Here is a 17,985-nt window from a genome sequence, read left to right as displayed (position 1 = left end):
AGAAAACAAACAGGAAAAAAAAGACCAACGAACAACCCCCACCATTAACTGGACAGAACAAAGACGCTCGGGGAGACGGTCCGCACCTGGCTGTGGCCCCACCCCCCCCCCGCCCCCCCCCACAGCGCGAAGCAACAGAGAAAAAAGAGGTCCGGCTCAGCCCGTCGGCGGGACCGCCCGGTCCAGGAGCCCCGTACGGGCGGCCAGCGCCGCCGCCTCAAGGCGGGAGCCGACGCCCAGCTTCATCAGGACGCGCTGGACATGGGTGCGCGCGGTGGAGGGGGCGATGCCCATGCCCGCGGCGATCAGCCGGGTGTCCTCGCCGTCCGCGACCCGGACCAGCACCTCGACCTCGCGCGGGGTCAGCATCTGCAGCAGCCGCTGCCCCTCGTCGTCCGGCTGCGCGACCGGGTTGAGCAGCTCCGCGAAGGCGCCCTGGAGCAGCTGCGGCGCCACCGCCGCCTCCCCGGACCGCGCCTTGACCATGGCGCGCTCAACCCCCTCGATGCGCTCGTCGTGCCTTACGTACCCGGAAGCGCCCGCGGCGAAGGCCGCCGCGATCCCGCGCGGGCTGGGCACCGGCCCGAGCACCACCACTGCCACCTGCGGCCGCTCCCGCTTGATCTTGACGATCGGGTCGAACACCCCCGGCTCGGCGGGCGTGGCCGTGCCGAGCAGACACACCTCCGGCGCCCGTGCCACCACCAGCTCCGCCGCCCCGGCGACCGGAGCGGCCGCGGCGAGCACCCGGTGCCCGCGGAGCTTCAGTGCCGAGGCCAGCGCCTCGGCGAGCAGGCGGTGGTCGTCGACCACCATGAGCCGCACGCCCATCGAGCAACCCCCATCCCCCCGGGGCGCGTTGCCAACTCCCCTGGCCCGGCCCCTCCCTGCCCCGGCAAGCTACACGCTTGTTCGACGTCGCGCGCCCCCTACCGGTGAGAAGACGCCCGGATTGCCGAAATCCCCGGCATTCAGGACTACTTGGCGAACAACCGTGTCCGCCCAGGTGAACGCGGGGGCCCCGGCCGCGGAGGGTGCTCCGCGACCGGGGCCGCCGTGATGGAGAGGTTGACGCCGTACGAACGGCGGCGCCGGATCAGCCGGTGCCGAGGCCGATCAGCAGGTACTTCTTCTCGTCGGTCAGCGTGCTCGGCTTGGAGAGCAGCGTCGCCGACATGAAGAGCTTGCCCTGGTTGTACCGGATCTCGCCGTACTCCGGCCCGAACTGCGAGAGCGCGTCCCGCACGGAGGTGTCCGCCGGGTTCTGCAGCAGGACCGTCTGCTTGAAGCTGCCGCCGTCGACGCTGACGATCTGGCTGCCCTTGTCGTACGGGGGCTTCTTGAACGCGATGACGTTGTTGCCGTCCATCCGCAGCGGCGCCAGCGAGGAGCCGTCGCCCGCGTCGGCCTTGCCGGGCACGGGCTGGCCGGTGGCCAGGTCGAACGCGAGGATCTCGTTGGTGCGGCCGGAGTAGCCGCTGCCGCCCGCGCCGTCGTGCTCCTCCGTCGGGACGTACAGCTTGCCGCCGCCCGCCGCGACCGAGGTGCACTTCTCCACCTCGGTGGAGTCGCAGTCGGCGGCGTACTTGTCGCCCGGCGCCGGGATGCGGGCCAGCAGCTTGCCGGTCTTGTCGTCGATCGAGAAGAAGTCCGAGATCCCGCTGCCGTCCCCGGCGGTGTCGCCGACGTCGGCGGCCACGACCAGCGGCTTGGTCGAGACGATGTGCGCGTACTGGACACCGGCCGGCATCTTGTACGAGGCGGCCGGCGCGCCCGTCTTCGGGTTCAGCGGCTGGATGGTGACCGTGGGGTTGTCGTAGTCGCCGCACTTGCGGACCGCGACCAGCGCCTCGCCGCCGCCGTAACCGGCGTCCTTGCACTGGTCGGTGGTGATCTTCGGCTGCCACAGCAGCTTGCCGGTGGCCAGGTCCCAGGCGGCGCCGCCCGAGGAGCCGCCGGTGGCGACCGTCCCGGCGCCGACGGTGACCTCTTCGTACATCGCCTTGCGGTCGCCGTCCTTGACGGAGTTCGTCCAGGCCAGCTTGCCGGTGGCGAGGTCGAGCGCCGCGACCTCGGTGCAGCGCGCGTACTTCTCGCCGGAGGCCTTGGGGCCCTCGTAGATGATCGCCGTCTTGCCGTCGGAGGTGACGTGCGTGGTCGCCGCGCAGACCGCGCCGGGCAGCGGCAGCTTCCACAGCTGTGTGCCCTTGGCGGAGTCGTAGCCGACGATCTCGTTGACGCCCGACTTGGCGTACACCTTGTCGGTCAGCCAGGAGCCGTTGACGTGGACCAGGTCGGCGACCTTGGGCTGCGGCACCTGGAAGAGCACCTTGGAGGTGGCGTTGGCAGGAGCCTGCTCCTTGCCGCCGCCCCCGGTCGAGCCGCCCTCCTTGCCGTCCTTGCCGCCGTCGGCGCCCTGAGTGGAGCCGGACTTGGACTCGTCCTTCTTGTCGCCGTCCTTGCCCTTGGCGTACCAGACGCCGCCGACGATCAGCGCCACCGCGACGACCGCCGCGATGATGACCGTCGTCTGGGTGCTGGGCTTCTTGCCGCCGGGGCCACCCGGGGCGCCCTGCGGCGCCATGGGCTGGGTGACGGGCTGGCCGGGGTAGCCGTAGCCCTGCTGCGGCTGGCCCGGGTAGCCGTAGCCCTGCTGGGCCGGGGGCGGCGTCTGCGGATAGCCGTACGCGGACGGCTGCCCGGGCGGCGGGGTCTGCGGATAGCCGTACGCCGGGGCCGCCGGCGGCTGGGCCGGAGGCGTGGGCGGCATCGCCGGGGGCGGCGGCGTCGGGGCGCCGAAGCCGCCCGCCGGGGGCGGGGTGGGCGCGCCGAAGCCGCCCGCCGGGGGCTCCTGCGGGGCGCCGAAACCGCCCGGCTGCTGGGGCGGCTGGGGGGGCTGGCTCATGGCGTAGGTACCTCTGCGGAAGGGAAGTGGGCGGAAGCGGGAGCGTTCATCAGTTGCCGAACCCCATCAGGGCCTTCTCCTTGGTGTCGCCCTTGGGGCTGGACACCCGGCCGTTGAGGATGAACAGCCGGCCGTCGCGGTAGGCCACGTGCTTGGAGAAGAAGCCGTTCTCGATGGAGGCGGTGGACGCCGGGTTCTGGAGCACGATCTTCGGCTGGCCACCGGTGGGCGCGATCTCCGCGACCGCGCCGCCCTGCTCGGTGGTGGGCGCGATGTAGGCGAGGACCTTGCCGTTCTCGGCGCTCAGCGGCAGCATCGTGCGGGCAGCGCCCGCGGTCGAACGCCACTTCTCCTTGCCGGTGTTGAGGTCGAACGCCACGACCTCGTTGGTGCGCCCGAAGCCGTCGCCGGAGCTGCGCTTGGGCTCGGTCGGCAGGTAGAGCGTGTTGGCGTCGGCGGCGGTGCCCAGGCAGCCCTGGAGGTCACGGTCCATGATCGCCCAGCCGCACTCCGGCTGGAAGCTGTCCTTGCTGCTCAGCTCGGAGCGCAGCGAGCCGTCGGGCTTGAACGTCGAGATGTTGAACTGCTTCTTGTCCTTGTTGGTCAGGTAGACCACCAGCGGGTCGACGGAGAAGACCCGGGCGACCTTCCAGCCCTTGGGGAACTGCTTGGTCCACTTGGGCTTGCCGGTCGTCGCGTCCAGCTCCTGGATCTGGTCGACCCCGAGCGTGTCACCGCCGACCGTGCAGCTGCCCGCCGCGACCAGCCTGGCGCCGCCCGCGAAGGCGTCCGCGCGGCAGTTGCCGCTGCGCTCCTGGCCGAAGACCTTCTTGCCGTCGAGGACCGAGAAGCCGCTGACGCCGCCCATCCGGGCCACCGCCACGGTGTTGCCGCTGATCGCCATGTCGAAGCTGGTCATGATGTCGAAGGTGTTCTCCGACGGGACCGGCACCTTCCAGCCCGCCTTGCCGGCCGCGAGGTCGACCTGCTGGAGCTGGTTGCACTTGGCGTTCTTGGTGTTGTTCTCCTGCACACCGAGGACGATCTTGCCGTCGGCTGTGGTCTGGTGCGGCGCGCCGCACAGCGGAGCGCTGAGCGGCACGCTCCACTTCTGCTTGCCGTCCGTCACCGAATAGCCGATGACTTCCTTGTACATCGCCTTGACGACGGTGTCGCCGATCACCCAGGGGCCGGACTGCTCGGCGCCGTTCTGGGTCAGCTGGGTGGCGTTCTCCTGGAGCCAGACCTTCGCCTCGCCGTCCTTGCGGCCCGCGTTGAGGTCGTCGGCCCCGGCCCGGCCGTCGCCCTTGCCGTCGCCGGTGTCCGTCGTCGGGGAGCCGGTGGGCTGGGCGGCCTGGCTCTTCTTCGCCTCGGGCTTCTTGTCGCCGTCGCCGCCCTTGGTCGCGAAGTACACGCCGCCGCCGACCACGAGCAGACCGGCCACGGCCGCCGCGATGATCACCGCGGGCTTGCCCTTGAAGGGGTTGCGGCCCCCGCCCGGCTGCTCCGGCATCGGGGCGCCCGGGTACTGGGGCTGCGTCGGGTAACCGCCGTAGGGGCCCTGCTGCTGGCCGTACGGACCCGGCTGCTGGGCGTACGGGCCCGGCTGGCCGGGTGCCTGCGGGTATCCGTAGCCCGGCTGGGCACCGGGCGCCTGCGGATAGCCGTACGCGGGCGCGCCCTGCGGCGGGGCGGGCGGCATCGCGGGCGGCGGGCCGGCGGGCGGCGGTGGCATCTGCGGCGGCTGGCCGGGCGGAGTGGGTGCCCCGGCGGGCGGGTCCATGGGTGCCCCGAAGCCCCCCTGCGGCGGCTGCTGGCTGGGCGGCTGGGTCACAGCGTGTTTCCCCCTTCGTGCGGACCGCTGCCCGAGCGGACTCCCCCGCGTTTCCGGAGCGGAATCGGACATGGTCCCGCACAGTTTGCGTCAGACGAGCGGAGCTTCTTTCTATCACCCACAACCCCTCGAACACGGGGCCGGTCCGCCCCTGTTCCCAAGGGCGGACCGGCCTGTGATGCGGCTGTTATGGAGTTTGCACGTGCTCTTTACGACTCGTCACGCGTCCTCACGAGCATCACGCGCCCCACGCGTTCCTAGGCCTCCTCGGCCAGTTCCAGCCAACGCATCTCCAGGTCGTCGCGCTCGCCGATGAGCGCGCGCAGCTCCGCGTCGAGCTTGGCGACCTTCTCGAAGTCCGTGGCGTTGTCCGCGATTTGTGCGTGCAGACCCGTCTCCCGGTCGGAGATCTTGCTCAGCTGCCGCTCGATCCGCTGGAGTTCCTTCTTGGCGGCCCGGCTGTCGGCCGACGAGGCCGTACCGGCGGGCCGGGCGGCGGCGGCCGGCGCCGGGGCGGGAGCCGCCGTCTCGACCATCCGCTTGCGCCGCTCCAGGTACTCCTCGATGCCGCGCGGCAGCATCCGCAGGGCCGCGTCGCCGAGCAGCGCCCACACCCGGTCGGTGGTGCGCTCGATGAAGAACCGGTCGTGCGAGATGACGACCATCGAGCCCGGCCACCCGTCGAGCAGGTCCTCCAGCTGCGTCAGCGTCTCGATGTCGAGGTCGTTGGTGGGCTCGTCGAGGAACAGCACGTTCGGCTCGTCCATCAGCAGCCGCAGCAGCTGGAGACGGCGCCGCTCACCGCCGGAGAGGTCCCCGACCGGCGTCCACTGCTTCTCCTTGGTGAACCCGAACTGCTCGCACAGCTGCCCGGCCGTCATCTCCCGGCCCTTGCCGAGGTCGACCCGGTCCCGGATCTGCTGTACGGCCTCCAGGACCCGCAGCTCGGCGGGGAGTTCGGTGACGTCCTGCGAGAGGTAGGCGAGCCGCACGGTCTTGCCGACCTTGATCTGCCCGCTCGCGGGCTGCGCCTCGCCGTCGGTACGGGACGCCTCGGCCAGCGCCCGGAGCAGCGAGGTCTTGCCCGCGCCGTTCACCCCGACCAGGCCGATCCGGTCGCCCGGGCCGAGCTGCCAGGTCAGGTGCTCGAGCAGCACCTTGGGTCCGGCCTGGACGGTCACGTCCTCCAGGTCGAAGACGGTCTTGCCGAGCCGTGCGTTGGCGAACTTCATCAGCTCGGAGGTGTCGCGCGGCGGCGGCACGTCGGCGATCAGCTCGTTGGCGGCCTCGATGCGGTAGCGCGGCTTGGAGGTGCGGGCGGGGGCGCCGCGCCGCAGCCAGGCCAGCTCCTTGCGCATCAGGTTCTGCCGCTTGGCCTCCTCGGTCGCGGAGATGCGGTCCCGCTCGGCCCGGGCGAACACGTAGTCCGAGTAGCCGCCCTCGTACTCGTAGACGCTGCCCCGCTGCACGTCCCACATCCGGGTGCAGACCTGGTCCAGGAACCACCGGTCGTGGGTGACGCACACCAGCGCCGAGCGGCGGGCCTGGAGGTGGGCGGCCAGCCAGGCGATGCCCTCCACGTCCAGGTGGTTGGTGGGCTCGTCCAGGATGATCAGATCCGGGTCCGCGATGAGGATCTTGGCGAGCGCGATGCGGCGGCGCTCGCCGCCGGAGAGGGGGCCGATGACCGTGTCCAGGCCGTGCTCGAAGCCGGGCAGACCGAGGCCGCCGAACAGACCCGTCAGCACGTCGCGGATCTTGGCGTTGCCCGCCCACTCGTGGTCGGCGAGGTCACCGATCACCTCGTGGCGGACGGTCGCCTCCGGGTCCAGCGAGTCGTGCTGGGTGAGCACGCCGAGCCGCAGCCCGCCTACGTGGGTGACGCGGCCGGTGTCCGCCTCCTCCAGCTGCGCGAGCATCCGGATGAGGGTGGTCTTGCCGTCTCCGTTGCGTCCGACCACCCCGATCCGGTCCCCTTCGGAGACGCCGAGGGAGACGCCGTCGAGCAGGGCACGGGTGCCGTATACCTTGCTGACTGCCTCGACATTGACCAGATTGACGGCCATTTCACTCCTGAGCAGGGGGCTTGGATCGTCCCCCAGGGTACTTCCCGGGCGCAGGGCCCTCACCGCGCCGAGGTGCCCGCCGCCCCCGGGGCGCACATGGTTGCCCAGCCGCCCCGCCCCGGGCGCACGTGGTGCCTCGCTTTCAGGGGCGTGGGGAACTACGCGACCAGCCCCCACCGGGCCGCGGACGAAGAGCGACCTCTTTCAGCTGCAGACCGTGCGTGGCCGGTCGCGCGGTTCCCCGCGCCCCTGGGGGTTGGGGCTCAGCCCAAGACCACAGTTGCCGCGAATGCGGGGGGGGGGGGCGGGCTCAGCCCGGATCCGCAGTCGCCCCAGGGGCGGGGGAGGCAGCCAGCACCGTCGCCCCACGTGCAGGGGAAGTCGCCACCCGGGCCGAGCGGCAGGTGCCCGAGGCCGTCAGAGCCGCGGCGATCTTGTGCGCGCTCTCCTCGCCTTCGGCGAGAAACGCCGTGGTCGGGCCCGAGCCCGAGACCAGGGACGCCAGGGCGCCCCCCGCCGTGCCCACCGCCAGCGTCTCCGCCAACGACGGGCGCAGGGACAGTGCGGCCGGCTGGAGGTCGTTCGCCAGGACCGGCGCCAGCGCGAAGGGGTCGCCCGTGCGCAGCGCGGCCAGCAACGCCGGGTCCGCCGCCGGAGACGGCGCCCGCGGCGTGAGGCGGTCGAACTCGCGGTAGACCGCCGGGGTCGACAGACCACCGTCGGCCGCCGCGAAGACCCAGTGGAACGTCCCGCCGACCTCCAGCGGGGTCAGCTTCTCGCCCCGCCCGGTGCCGAGCGCCGCACCCCCCACCAGGCTGAACGGGACGTCGCTGCCGAGCTCGGCGCAGATGTCGAGCAGTTCGGCCCGTGACGCGCCCGTGCCCCACAGCGCGTCGCAGGCGAGCAGCGCCGCCGCGCCGTCCGCGCTGCCGCCCGCCATGCCTCCCGCGACCGGGATGTCCTTGGCGATGTGGAGGTGGACGTCAGGGGACAGACCGAAGCGGGCTGCGAGGAGCTCGGCCGCACGGGCCGCCAGGTTCGTACGGTCCAGGGGGACCTTGTCCGCGTCCGGGCCGGAGCAGGTGATCCGCAGCTCGTCGGCGGGCGTGGCCGTGACCTCGTCGTACAGGCCGACGGCCAGGAAGACGTTGGCCAGGTCGTGGAAGCCGTCGGGGCGGGCCGGGCCGACCGCGAGCTGGACGTTGACCTTGGCGGGGACGCGGACCGTCACCGTCACTTCTTGGCCTCCGCGATCCGCGCGAACTCCTCCACCGTCAGCGCCTCGCCGCGCGCCTGCGGCGAGATCCCGGCGGCGACCAGCGCCTCCTCGGCGGCGGCGGCCGAGCCGGCCCAGCCGGACAGGGCGGCCCGCAGGGTCTTGCGGCGCTGGGCGAAGGCCGCGTCCACCACCGCGAAGACCTCCGCCCTGGTGGCGGTGGTCTGCACCGGCTCGGCGCGCCGGACCAGGGAGACCAGGCCCGAGTCGACGTTGGGGGCGGGCCAGAAGACGTTGCGGCCGATGGACCCGGCGCGCTTGACCTCCGCGTACCAGTTGGCCTTCACCGACGGCACGCCGTACACCTTGTTGCCGGGCTTCGCCGCGAGCCGGTCCGCGACCTCCGCCTGGACCATGACCAGCGTCCGCTCGATCGTCGGGAAGCGGCCCAGCATGTGCAGCAGGACGGGCACGGCCACGTTGTACGGGAGGTTGGCGACCAGCGCCGTGGGCGCAGGGCCCGGCAGCTCCTGGACCAGCATGGCGTCGGAGTGGACCAGCGTGAAGTGGTCCTTCTTGGCGGGCAGCCGGGCCGCGATCGTGCCGGGCAGCGCGCCCGCGAGCACGTCGTCGATCTCGACGGCCGTCACCCGGTCCGCCGCCTCCAGGAGCGCCAGGGTCAGGGAGCCGAGGCCGGGCCCGACCTCCACCACGACGTCGTCGGGCCGCACCCCCGCCGTCCGTACGATCCGGCGGACCGTATTGGCGTCGATGACGAAGTTCTGGCCGCGCTGCTTGGTGGGGCGTACGCCCAGCGCTGCGGCCAGTTCACGGATGTCGGCGGGGCCGAGGAGGGCGTCGGGATCAGTGGTGCTCACCGATACAGCCTACGGCCGCAGTGCGGCCACGGGCTCGACCCCCGCTGTACGTAGAGCTTCTTCGCCCGGAACGTCTGCTCGGAGGCGCTGGCGTGCTGCGGGAGGCCGCTGCCGCCGAGGGCGTGCCAGGTGGGGCCGTCGAACTGGTAGAGCCCGCCGTAGTTCCCGGTCGGGTCGACCGCCCTGGGGCGCCCGCCGGACTCGCAGTGGGCGAGCCCATTCCAGTCGAGGTGGTCGGCGCCGCCGACCGAGAGGGGCAGCGGTTTGGTGCCGACCCGCACGGTCTGGGTGACCGGCCGGCGCATCAGGTGCTCGGCCACCTTCCTCGGCTTCTGCCGGACGCCGTTGACGGTCCGCAGCGCGTAGGTGACCTTGCGGAAGCCCCGCTGCCCGGGCCGGTCGACGACCTCGGTCCCGGCGAAGAGCGAGTCGTCCTTCGTCTTCTCGACCTCGTACGGGATGGGCTCCTCGCGGACCTCGCGGCTGCCGGTGATGCGCATGACGGTGATCGTCTGGCCGTCGCGGGGGAAGGCCGACGGCGCCACCAAGGTGGTGTCCTGGCCCCGGAGGGAGATCCCGGCCTCCTCGATGGCCTCGGCGACGGTCGCCGCGTTGGTGCGGATCGTGCGCTCGCGGCCGTCGGCGAGGAAGGTGACCTGGCGCTCGGTGCGCACGTCCAGGCCCATCCCGGCGCGGCCGATCGCGGAGGAGCGGGAGGCCGACAGATATGCGCCCTCGGCCCGCACCCCGAGCTGGCGCAGGGCCCCGTCCACCGTCTGGGCGGTGGTCCACACCTGGCGGCGCCGGCCGTCGAGGGTGAGCGCGACGGGGCGGCCGTAGCGGACGACGACCTCGTCGTCGCCGGTCAGCGCCTCGTGGCGGCCGGGCGCGACGATGTCGTGGTCGCCGACGCTCACGCGCTGGTCCGCGAGGAGCTCGTCGACGTCGTCCGCGAAGGTGTGCAGGGTGCGCGGGACACCGTCGACGGTGAGCCGCACCGCCTTGTCGTTGGCGAGGAACGCGGTGGTCCCGCCCGCGAGGCAGGCGACCACCAGGGCCTGCGGGATGAGCCGGCGCAGGGCGTCGGAGCCGGCGCCGAAGAGCCCGCCGCTCCTGCGGCGCCGCGAGGCCCGCCGCGCCCCGGCCCGCGAGCCCTCCTCCTGGCCCGCGGACCGGCGCGGCCGCGGCACCTCGGCCGGCTGCGTCTCGTACCTGTCGTACGAGGGCGGCTCGGCGGGTGGCGGCGCGTCCTGCGGGTACGGCGGCTCGGCGGTTCTGGTCGCCGCGCGGCGGCCGCCGCGTGCGGCACGGTGACTGCCCTGCGAATTGCTCACGGCGCTCCAGAGTTCCGGCCGGTCGTCCCATCGAGGCCGGGACATTAGCGGAGCGCCGGTCACTGTCCTAAGCAATTCGACTACGGAGTGTCGTCACGCTACTCTGCACTCGCCCAGTCGGAGCACCGCTGCCGTCATCCGTCAGTAATCGAAGGCGCGCGCGGTGTTCTCCGCGATGGCCGCGGCCAGCACGTCCTCGTGAATCGACTTCACCGCCGCCATGGCGCGCACCGTAATCGGAATGAGATACGGCGCATTGGGCCGTCCGCGGTACGGCGCCGGCGTGAGGAAGGGCGCGTCCGTCTCGACCAGGACCAGTTCGAGGGGGGCGACGGCGAGTGCGTCGCGCAGCGGCTGGGCGTTCTTGAAGGTCATGTTTCCGGCGAAGGACATGAAGTAGCCGGATTCCGCGCAGAGTTCCGCCATTTCCGCGTCACCGGAATAGCAGTGGAAGACCGTGCGTTCCGGGGCGCCCTCTTCCCGCAGAATGCGCAGCACATCCGCGTGCGCCTCGCGATCGTGGATGACGAGCGCCTTGCCGTGCCGTTTGGCGATCTCGATGTGCGCCCGGAACGACCTCTCCTGGGCGGCCATGCCATCGGCCCCGGTCCGGAAGTAGTCGAGCCCGGTCTCGCCGACGGCCTTGACGTGCGGGAGGGCGGCGAGCCGGTCGATCTCGGCGAGCGCGTCGTCGAGGGCGGCGTCGCCGCCGGGCTGCCGCGCCCCCTGGCGCGACCAGCCGTCGGGGTCCCCCAGGACGATCCTGGGCGCCTCGTTGGGGTGCAGGGCGACGGCGGCGTGCACGTTCTCGTGCGCCTCGGCCGTGTCCGCGGCCCACTGCGAACCCTTCAGGTCGCACCCCACCTGGACCACTGTCGTCACCCCGACGGACGCGGCCCTGACCAGGGCTTCCTCCACCGTGGTGGACTGCATGTCCAGGTGGGTGTGGGAGTCGGCCACCGCCACACCGAGCGGTTCGGGCAGCGGCGGCGGGGCATCCTTGGCGGAACTCATGGGGCCGATCCTATGAAAGGCCCCGGCCCGTCACTTCTTGTGGTGGTGCTGGAAGGGGTGCAGGAGGTCCGACAGGTGCCAGTGGTGCGCGGAGTCGGGCGCGGCGTCGGACTCCGCCGCCGCCGGGGTGTCCGGCTCCGGGTCGCCCCCGGACCCGACCGGCCCGGCCGGTGCCTGGTGGGTCGAGTGGTGCGCGAGCCACTGCTGGACGCTGGAGACCCGGCCGGCGCGCAGGGTGCGCACGACGTGCCCGCCGCAGTTCAGACAGGTGGGGTGGGAGAGCGGGGACGGCACCCGTTCCCCGTTCGCCTTGTAGACCACGAACGGCTGGCCCTTGCCGTCCACGTGGTGCTCTATGTCGTACGCCTGCTCCCAGCCATACCCACACCTCATGCACGCGAAGGCGTAAGCCTCGTGTGCCGTGGTCTCAGCAATCTCACTCATGTGCCGGCTCCTCTTGTCCGCTGGACAAGCTCTTGCGATCGCTCCTTGCGAGCGGGGGCGAAAGCGTCCCCCGATCCATGGGACGCCTTTCGCCGCCAAAACGCATCAGGGGCTGTCGAGTGTTGGTGCCGATTTGGCCTTTCCTAGGAAAAAGCCCCGGTGCGCGGCCTGCGCTTTACTTTTACGATAGTCCTTTGCCGTTCCCGGGTGCCTGTCGTGCCGCGTTCTTTGCCGCCACGACCGCGTCGAACACCTCGCGTTTGGGAAGGCCCGCATCGGCGGCCACCGCGGCGATCGCCTCCTTGCGCCGCTCGCCCGCCTCCTCGCGCACCTGGACGCGGCGCACCAGCTCCTCGGCGTCCAGCTCGGCGGGCCCGCTCTCGGCCGCGCCCTCCACCACCACGGTGATCTCGCCGCGCACCCCGTCGGCGGCCCACTCGGCGAGGTCCTTCAGGCTGCCGCGCTTGACCTCCTCGTACGTCTTGGTCAGCTCGCGGCAGACCGCGGCGCGGCGCTCGGCGCCGAAGACCTCGGCCATCGCGGCGAGCGTGTCGTCGAGCCGGTGCGGGGCCTCGAAGTAGACGAGGGTGCGGCGCTCGTCTGCGACCTCGCGCAGCCGTCCGAGGCGCTCACCCGCCTTGCGCGGCAGGAACCCCTCGAAGCAGAACCGGTCGACGGGCAGCCCGGACAGGGCGAGCGCGGTGAGCACCGCCGAGGGCCCGGGCACGGCCGTGACCTTGATGTCCTTCTCCACGGCCGCCGCCACGAGGCGGTAGCCGGGGTCGGAGACCGAGGGCATCCCGGCATCGGTCACGAGCAGCACACGCGCGCCGCCCTCCAGCGCCTCGACCAGCTCGGGCGTACGGGCGGACTCATTGCCCTCGAAGTAGGAGACGACCCGCCCCGAGGTGTGGATGCCGAGCGCCCTGGTCAGGCCGCGCAGCCGCCGGGTGTCCTCGGCGGCGACGACGTCGGCCCGTTCCAGCTCGGCGGCGAGGCGCGGCGGCGCGTCCGCGATGTCGCCGATGGGGGTCCCTGCGAGTACGAGTGTTCCGGTCACCCCGCCATCCTCCCAGCCCGGCGCCGCCCCGGTCGCCCGGGCCCGATCGGGCCCGGCCACGGGACTCACACAGGCGCTTTCCCTACGATGGCGCGGTGACCAGTACTGCGCCACAGACCCTTGAGGGCCATGACGCCGGAGATCCGCCGCCCGGCTGGCAGGACCGGCTGCGCCGCTTCGGCTACGCGGCCCGGCCGAGAATCGGCCTGCGCGACCGGCTGGTGCCGCCCTACACCCGCCCGTCCGGGCAGCTCTGGGCGGTCCTGAAGGTCTCCCCCGCGACGGCCGAGCGCCTGGTTCGCTGGTCGGCGTGGGGCGGCCCGCTGCTGGTCACGCTGGTCGCCGGGGTGCTGCGGTTCTGGAAGCTGGGCAGCCCGGACGCGGTGATATTCGACGAGACGTACTACGCCAAGGACGCCTGGGCGCTGATCAACCGCGGCTACGAGGGCGCCTGGCCGAAGGACGTCGACAAGTCGATCATCAAGGACCCCTCGTCGGTGCCGATCCCCACCGACCCCGGGTACGTGGTGCATCCGCCGGTCGGCAAGTACCTCATCGGCATCGGCGAGAAGTGGTTCGACTTCACCCCGTTCGGCTGGCGCTTCGTGATGGCGGTGCTCGGCACGCTCTCGGTGCTGATGCTCTGCCGGATCGGGCGGCGCCTGTTCCGCTCGACGTTCCTGGGCTGTCTGGCGGGCGCGCTGCTCGCGGTGGACGGGCTGCACTTCGTGATGAGCCGGATGGCGCTGCTCGACCTCGTGGTCATGTTCTTCGTGCTCGCGGCCTTCGGCTGCCTGCTGATCGACCGGGACCGGGCGCGGGCCCGCCTCGCGGCGGCGCTCCCCGCGAGCGAGGACGGCGACCTGCGCCCGGACACGGCCGTGGCGGAGGGCCTTCGTCTGGGCTGGCGCCCGTGGCGGATCGCGGCCGGGGTGATGCTGGGCCTGGCCTGCGGCACCAAGTGGAACGGCCTGTACGTCCTGGTCTTCTTCTGTGTGATGGCGGTGCTGTGGGACGCGGCCGCCCGCAGGACGGCGGGCGCGGTGCGCCCGTACCGCGCGGCACTCAGGAAGGACGTGTTCCCGGCGTTCGTCTCCACGGTCCCGGTGGCCGTGGTGACGTATCTGGCCTCCTGGACCGGCTGGTTCATGACCGACAAGGGCTACTTCCGGGACTGGGCGCACGGCCGCGACGGCCTCTCCCCCGACCACGTCAAGCTGCCGCTGCTCGGCAAGGTGAGCCTGCCGCAGTTCGACATGAGCTGGATGCCGGAGTCGCTGCGCAGCCTGTGGCACTACGAGGCCGAGGTCTACAGCTTCCACGTCAACCTGCACGACAAGCACACCTACCAGTCCAACCCGTGGAGCTGGATCGTCCTGGGCCGCCCGGTCTCGTACTTCTACGAGAGCCCCTCGCCCGGCACCGACGGCTGCCCCTCGGACACCACCGGCAAGTGCGCCCGCGAGGTGCTGGCGCTCGGCACTCCGCTGCTCTGGTGGGCGGCGTGCTTCGCGATCCTGTACGTGCTGTGGCGCTGGGTGTTCCGGCGCGACTGGCGGGCGGGCGCGATCGTCTGCGGCATCGCGGCGGGCTGGCTGCCGTGGCTCCTCTACCAGGAGCGGACGATCTTCTTCTTCTACGCGGTCGTCTTCGTGCCGTTCCTGTGTCTGGCGGTGGCCATGATGATCGGCGCGATCCTCGGGCCACCGGGCTCGGACGAACGGCGCCGGGCCATCGGCGCGATCGGCGCGGGCGTGCTCGTGCTGCTGATCGTCTGGAACTTCATCTACTTCTGGCCGCTGTATACCGGAACGGCGATTCCGCTGGATTCGTGGCGGAACCGGATGTGGCTGGATACCTGGGTGTGAGCGGGGGGTGGCGGTCGCGGTCCGGTAACAGCCGCCACCGTTGTCACTGCTGTCACGTAAAGTTCCTCACAAGCATCTCTTGAACGTGTTCAAGGGACTCCTGGGGAGGGGCTGCAGATGCGCAGTGGAGCCAAGGCCGCCATAGTCGGCGGCGTGTTCGTGGTGGTCGGCACCGGCGTGGTGTACGGCGGCTACCAGATGCTGTCCGGGGACGACTCGTCCTCGGGCACGCACACCCGGGCGGCCCCGGCACGGACCGGGCCGCCCAGCACCGACGAGATCACCAAGACCGCGCAGGCCTTCTTCGCCGCCTGGTCGAAGGGGGACGCGGCGGGGGCCTCGGCCCTGACCAACAACAACGCGGCCGCCCAGACCGCGCTCGCCGGCTTCCACGACGAGGCGCACGTGGGCAAGGTGACGATCACGCCGGGGGCGGCCACGGGGGCGACCGTTCCGTACACGGTGAAGGCGGAGATCGCGTACGAGGGGAGGACCGCGCCGCTCGCCTACAGCTCCCGGCTGACCGTCGTACGGGGCGTGACCACCGGCAAGGCGCTGGTGGACTGGCAGCCGGCCGTCGTCCACCCGAAGCTGAAGACCGGCCAGAAGCTGGTGACCGGCGCGGCCAAGAGCCCCGAGATCGAGGCCGTCGACCACCGGGGCCGGGTGCTGACCAAGGAGAAGTACCCCTCGCTGGGGCCGGTCCTGGACGCGCTGCGGCAGAAGTACGGGACCAAGGCCAACGGCACGCCGGGCGTGGAGACCTGGATCGAGGGCGGCGCCGAGGGCGCCGCGAACCAGACACTGCTCACCCTGGCCAAGGGCACGCCGGGCAAGCTGACGACGACGCTCGACGCGGACGTGCAGGCGGCGGCCGAGCAGGGCGTGAAGCAGTTCGCGGAGTCGTCGGTGGTGGCGATCGAGCCGTCCAGCGGGGCGATCCGGGCCGTCGCGGACAACCGCAAGGACGGCTTCCCCGCCTCCCTCCAGGCGGCCGTGGCGCCCGGCTCCACCATGAAGATCATCACCGGCGCGATGATCATCGATAACGGCGTGGGTGGCGCGAACCAGCCGGTCGAGTGCCCGGCCACGGTCCCGTGGGAGGGGTACACCTTCCACAACCTCAAGGACTTCACCATCCCGAACGGCACCCTGACCGACGCCTTCGCCCAGTCCTGCAACACCGCCTTCATCAAGCCGGTGAAGCCGCTCGCCGGCAAGCACGTCGCCGGGACAGCGCTGGGCCGGACAGCCCGGGACTACTTCGGACTCGGCCAGGACAACTGGAAGCTCGGCGGGGTGAAGTCCTTCGACGGCAGCGTCCCGGAGTCCTCCGGTGTGGAGACCGCGGCCTCCTACATCGGGCAGGGCAAGGTCCAGATGAGCCCGCTCGACATGGCGTCCGTCTCGGCCACCGTGATCAACCGCCGCTTCCAGCAGCCGGTGATCGTGCCGCAGTCCCTGGACGACCGCGAACTGGCCACCGCCAAGCCGCTGCCCGACCCGCTGGCCTCCCAGCTCCAGCAGATGATGCACGCCGCGACCACGGGCCGCGGTACGGCCGTGGGCACGATGGCAGGGGTGCCCGGGCCCAAGGGCGCCAAGACCGGCTCGGCCGAGGTGGACCAGCAGGGCAAGTCCAACAGCTGGTTCACCGGGTACGGCAACGGGCTCGCCGCCGCCGCGCTCGTCCAGTCCGGCGGGCACGGCGTGGACGCGGCGGGGCCGATCGTGGCGCGGGTGCTGCGGGCGGGCTGAGCAACCGGGGCGGCGCCCGGGGTGGTGAAACGCTCTCGCATGCGGCATACAGCTACCGCTAGCGTGCGGGGGCATGAACGCTCAAGATTCCGTCGCCCACCCGCGATTCGCCGAGGCGCTGCGCGCACTCGGGCTCGACGTGGAGGTACGTCGCTTCCCGGACGCGACCAGGACCGCCGCCGAGGCGGCCGCCGCCATCGGCTGCGACATCGGCGAGATCGTCAAGTCGCTGGTCTTCGAGGCGGACGGGGTCCCGGTGATCGTCCTGATGGACGGCTCGTCGCGGGTGGACGTGGAGCTCGTACGGCGTGAGCTGGGCGCGGAGAAGGTGAAGCGGGCCGGGGCGGAGCTCGTACGGGAGACGACGGGGTACGCGATCGGGGGCGTCCCGCCCTTCGGCCATGTACGCCGCACCCGGGTCCTCGCCGACCGCGCGCTGCTCGACCACGACGTGGTCTGGGCGGCGGCGGGCACTCCCCACACCGTCTTCCCGCTCGACCCAAAGACGCTGATCGGGCACGCGGGCGGGGCGCTGGTCGACGTGCGCGAGCGTACGGCGTGACCCCGACCGTCGCGCTCGCCGTGCTGCTCGCCGCCGTCACCCACGCGTCCTGGAACGCGATGGCGCACACGATCAAGGACCAGCTGGTCGCGTTCACGCTGATAGGCGGCGGGGCGACGGCGATCGGCGCGGTGCTCGCGGTGTTCACCCCGCTGCCCGCCTCCGGCGCCTGGCCGTATCTGGTCGCCTCGGCGGCGCTGCACACCGCCTACCAGGTGCTGCTCATGCGGTCGTTCAGCCTGGGCGACTTCGGCCAGATGTATCCCATCGCGCGCGGCACGGCGCCGCTGGTGGTGACCGTGCTGGCCGCGCTGTTCGTCGGCGAGAGCCTGAACGCGTGGCAGGGCGCCGGGGTGGCGGTCGCCTCGGCGGGCCTGGTCGGGGTCGCCCTGTGGGGCATCCGGGGCTCGGGCGCGCGACCGCACTGGCCGGCGCTGGTGGCCGCGGGGGCGACGGGCCTGTCGATCGCGTCGTACACGGTGGTGGACGGCGTCGGCGTACGCGCCTCCGGCACCCCGGTCGGCTATATCGCGTGGCTCATGATCCTGGAGGGGCTGCTGATCCCGGCGTACGCGGTGTACCGGCGCCGGGGTTCGCTGATCGGTCAGCTTCGGCCGTACGCGGGGCGGGGGCTGCTGGGGGCGGCGCTCTCGATGACGGCGTACGGGCTGGTCCTGTGGGCCCAGACGCGGGCTCCCCTGGCCCCGGTCGCCGCGCTGCGGGAGTCCAGCATCATCGTGGGGGCGGCGATCGGGGCGCTGTTCTTCAAGGAACGGTTCGGGGGGCCGCGGATTGCTGCGGCGGGGGTGTTGGTGGTGGGGATCGGGCTGATGCTGCGGGCGGGGTGACCGGGTGTTTCTCCCCCCGCCCCGCCCCTTCCCGCTGTGACAATTGCGGCTCCGCGGCGTGGCCTCCGGGGGTGGGTGGGGGGTGGGGGTGGGTCTCCCGGGGGTGCGCCCCCGGGGCCCGTTTCGGGGGACGTGGTCCCCACTCCCCACCTTCTGGATCCCCCTCCGCCCCCACTCCTCCCGGACACGCACGAGCGC

14 protein-coding genes are annotated in these 17,985 nt (G+C 72.2%); 4 read left to right on the top strand and 10 right to left on the bottom strand.

The features are described from left to right. Nucleotides 1-156: 156 nt before the first annotated feature. The 10 genes from ACZ499_RS04065 to rsmI form a co-directional block, all read right to left on the bottom strand. The gene (locus ACZ499_RS04065; RefSeq protein ID WP_385550368.1) at nucleotides 157-831 is read right to left on the bottom strand and encodes a helix-turn-helix transcriptional regulator; all 675 of its coding nucleotides are present in this window, start codon (nucleotides 829-831) and stop codon (nucleotides 157-159) included. Between the two features lie 265 nt (nucleotides 832-1,096). Then, the gene (locus tag ACZ499_RS04060) at nucleotides 1,097-2,905 is read right to left on the bottom strand and encodes an outer membrane protein assembly factor BamB family protein (RefSeq protein ID WP_468671967.1); all 1,809 of its coding nucleotides are present in this window, start codon (nucleotides 2,903-2,905) and stop codon (nucleotides 1,097-1,099) included. A 49-nt stretch (nucleotides 2,906-2,954) separates the two neighbouring features. After that, complete coding sequence (locus ACZ499_RS04055; protein WP_468671963.1) at nucleotides 2,955-4,739, bottom strand: outer membrane protein assembly factor BamB family protein; 1,785 nt, start codon at nucleotides 4,737-4,739, stop codon at nucleotides 2,955-2,957. 257 nt (nucleotides 4,740-4,996) lie between these two features. Further along, a complete protein-coding gene (locus ACZ499_RS04050; protein ID WP_468671959.1) occupies nucleotides 4,997-6,805 on the bottom strand; it encodes an ABC-F family ATP-binding cassette domain-containing protein in 1,809 nt (602 codons plus the stop codon). Between the two features lie 310 nt (nucleotides 6,806-7,115). Beyond that, complete coding sequence (locus tag ACZ499_RS04045) at nucleotides 7,116-8,042, bottom strand: 4-(cytidine 5'-diphospho)-2-C-methyl-D-erythritol kinase (RefSeq protein WP_468409926.1); 927 nt, start codon at nucleotides 8,040-8,042, stop codon at nucleotides 7,116-7,118. Further along, nucleotides 8,039-8,899 (bottom strand): 16S rRNA (adenine(1518)-N(6)/adenine(1519)-N(6))-dimethyltransferase RsmA, encoded by an 861-nt coding sequence (gene rsmA, locus ACZ499_RS04040; protein WP_468671956.1) that lies wholly within the window; start codon nucleotides 8,897-8,899, stop codon nucleotides 8,039-8,041. Before rsmA ends, ACZ499_RS04045 begins: the two co-directional genes overlap by 4 nt. After that, nucleotides 8,896-10,233, bottom strand: coding sequence for a ubiquitin-like domain-containing protein (locus ACZ499_RS04035; protein ID WP_468671954.1), 1,338 nt, complete (start codon nucleotides 10,231-10,233; stop codon nucleotides 8,896-8,898). Before ACZ499_RS04035 ends, rsmA begins: the two co-directional genes overlap by 4 nt. Nucleotides 10,234-10,374: 141 nt before the next feature. Beyond that, complete coding sequence (locus ACZ499_RS04030) at nucleotides 10,375-11,247, bottom strand: TatD family hydrolase (protein WP_468409921.1); 873 nt, start codon at nucleotides 11,245-11,247, stop codon at nucleotides 10,375-10,377. Between the two features lie 30 nt (nucleotides 11,248-11,277). Beyond that, complete coding sequence (locus ACZ499_RS04025) at nucleotides 11,278-11,691, bottom strand: hypothetical protein (protein WP_468409919.1); 414 nt, start codon at nucleotides 11,689-11,691, stop codon at nucleotides 11,278-11,280. Nucleotides 11,692-11,872: 181 nt separating this feature from the next. Further along, the gene (rsmI, locus tag ACZ499_RS04020; RefSeq protein WP_468409917.1) at nucleotides 11,873-12,751 is read right to left on the bottom strand and encodes a 16S rRNA (cytidine(1402)-2'-O)-methyltransferase; all 879 of its coding nucleotides are present in this window, start codon (nucleotides 12,749-12,751) and stop codon (nucleotides 11,873-11,875) included. A gap of 95 nt (nucleotides 12,752-12,846) precedes the next feature. Between rsmI and ACZ499_RS04015 the strand changes: the two genes are divergently transcribed. The 4 genes from ACZ499_RS04015 to ACZ499_RS04000 all read left to right on the top strand — a co-directional run bounded on the left by ACZ499_RS04015 (nucleotide 12,847) and on the right by ACZ499_RS04000 (nucleotide 17,787). Beyond that, nucleotides 12,847-14,619 carry a dolichyl-phosphate-mannose--protein mannosyltransferase gene (locus ACZ499_RS04015; RefSeq protein WP_468671946.1) on the top strand — a complete coding sequence of 591 codons (1,773 nt, stop codon included), beginning with the start codon at nucleotides 12,847-12,849 and terminating at the stop codon, nucleotides 14,617-14,619. 117 nt (nucleotides 14,620-14,736) lie between these two features. Further along, nucleotides 14,737-16,377: a penicillin-binding transpeptidase domain-containing protein gene (locus tag ACZ499_RS04010; RefSeq protein WP_468671944.1), complete on the top strand. Its 1,641-nt coding sequence runs from the start codon at nucleotides 14,737-14,739 to the stop codon at nucleotides 16,375-16,377. Nucleotides 16,378-16,450: 73 nt separating this feature from the next. Next, nucleotides 16,451-16,939: a YbaK/EbsC family protein gene (locus ACZ499_RS04005; RefSeq protein WP_468409911.1), complete on the top strand. Its 489-nt coding sequence runs from the start codon at nucleotides 16,451-16,453 to the stop codon at nucleotides 16,937-16,939. Then, nucleotides 16,936-17,787: an EamA family transporter gene (locus tag ACZ499_RS04000; RefSeq protein ID WP_468671939.1), complete on the top strand. Its 852-nt coding sequence runs from the start codon at nucleotides 16,936-16,938 to the stop codon at nucleotides 17,785-17,787. The genes ACZ499_RS04005 and ACZ499_RS04000 overlap by 4 nt, the downstream gene beginning before the upstream one ends. Nucleotides 17,788-17,985 lie beyond the last annotated feature (198 nt).

The sequence above is a fragment of the Streptomyces sp. NPDC031265 genome, from assembly GCF_055570295.1.
The sequence above is the reverse complement of the archived record's forward strand: the minus strand, read 5'-3'. Positions and strand labels throughout refer to the sequence as shown.

What these genes read in the sequence shown, in the direction of transcription:
- ACZ499_RS04065 (WP_385550368.1), bottom strand. Translation starts at nt 831, where the DNA reads ATGGGCGTGCGGCTCATGGTGGTCGACGACCACCGCCTGCTCGCCGAG.
- ACZ499_RS04060 (WP_468671967.1), bottom strand. Translation starts at nt 2,905, where the DNA reads ATGAGCCAGCCCCCCCAGCCGCCCCAGCAGCCGGGCGGTTTCGGCGCC.
- ACZ499_RS04050 (WP_468671959.1), bottom strand. Translation starts at nt 6,805, where the DNA reads ATGGCCGTCAATCTGGTCAATGTCGAGGCAGTCAGCAAGGTATACGGC.
- ACZ499_RS04030 (WP_468409921.1), bottom strand. Translation starts at nt 11,247, where the DNA reads ATGAGTTCCGCCAAGGATGCCCCGCCGCCGCTGCCCGAACCGCTCGGT.
- ACZ499_RS04025 (WP_468409919.1), bottom strand. Translation starts at nt 11,691, where the DNA reads ATGAGTGAGATTGCTGAGACCACGGCACACGAGGCTTACGCCTTCGCG.
- ACZ499_RS04010 (WP_468671944.1), top strand. Translation starts at nt 14,737, where the DNA reads ATGCGCAGTGGAGCCAAGGCCGCCATAGTCGGCGGCGTGTTCGTGGTG.
- ACZ499_RS04005 (WP_468409911.1), top strand. Translation starts at nt 16,451, where the DNA reads ATGAACGCTCAAGATTCCGTCGCCCACCCGCGATTCGCCGAGGCGCTG.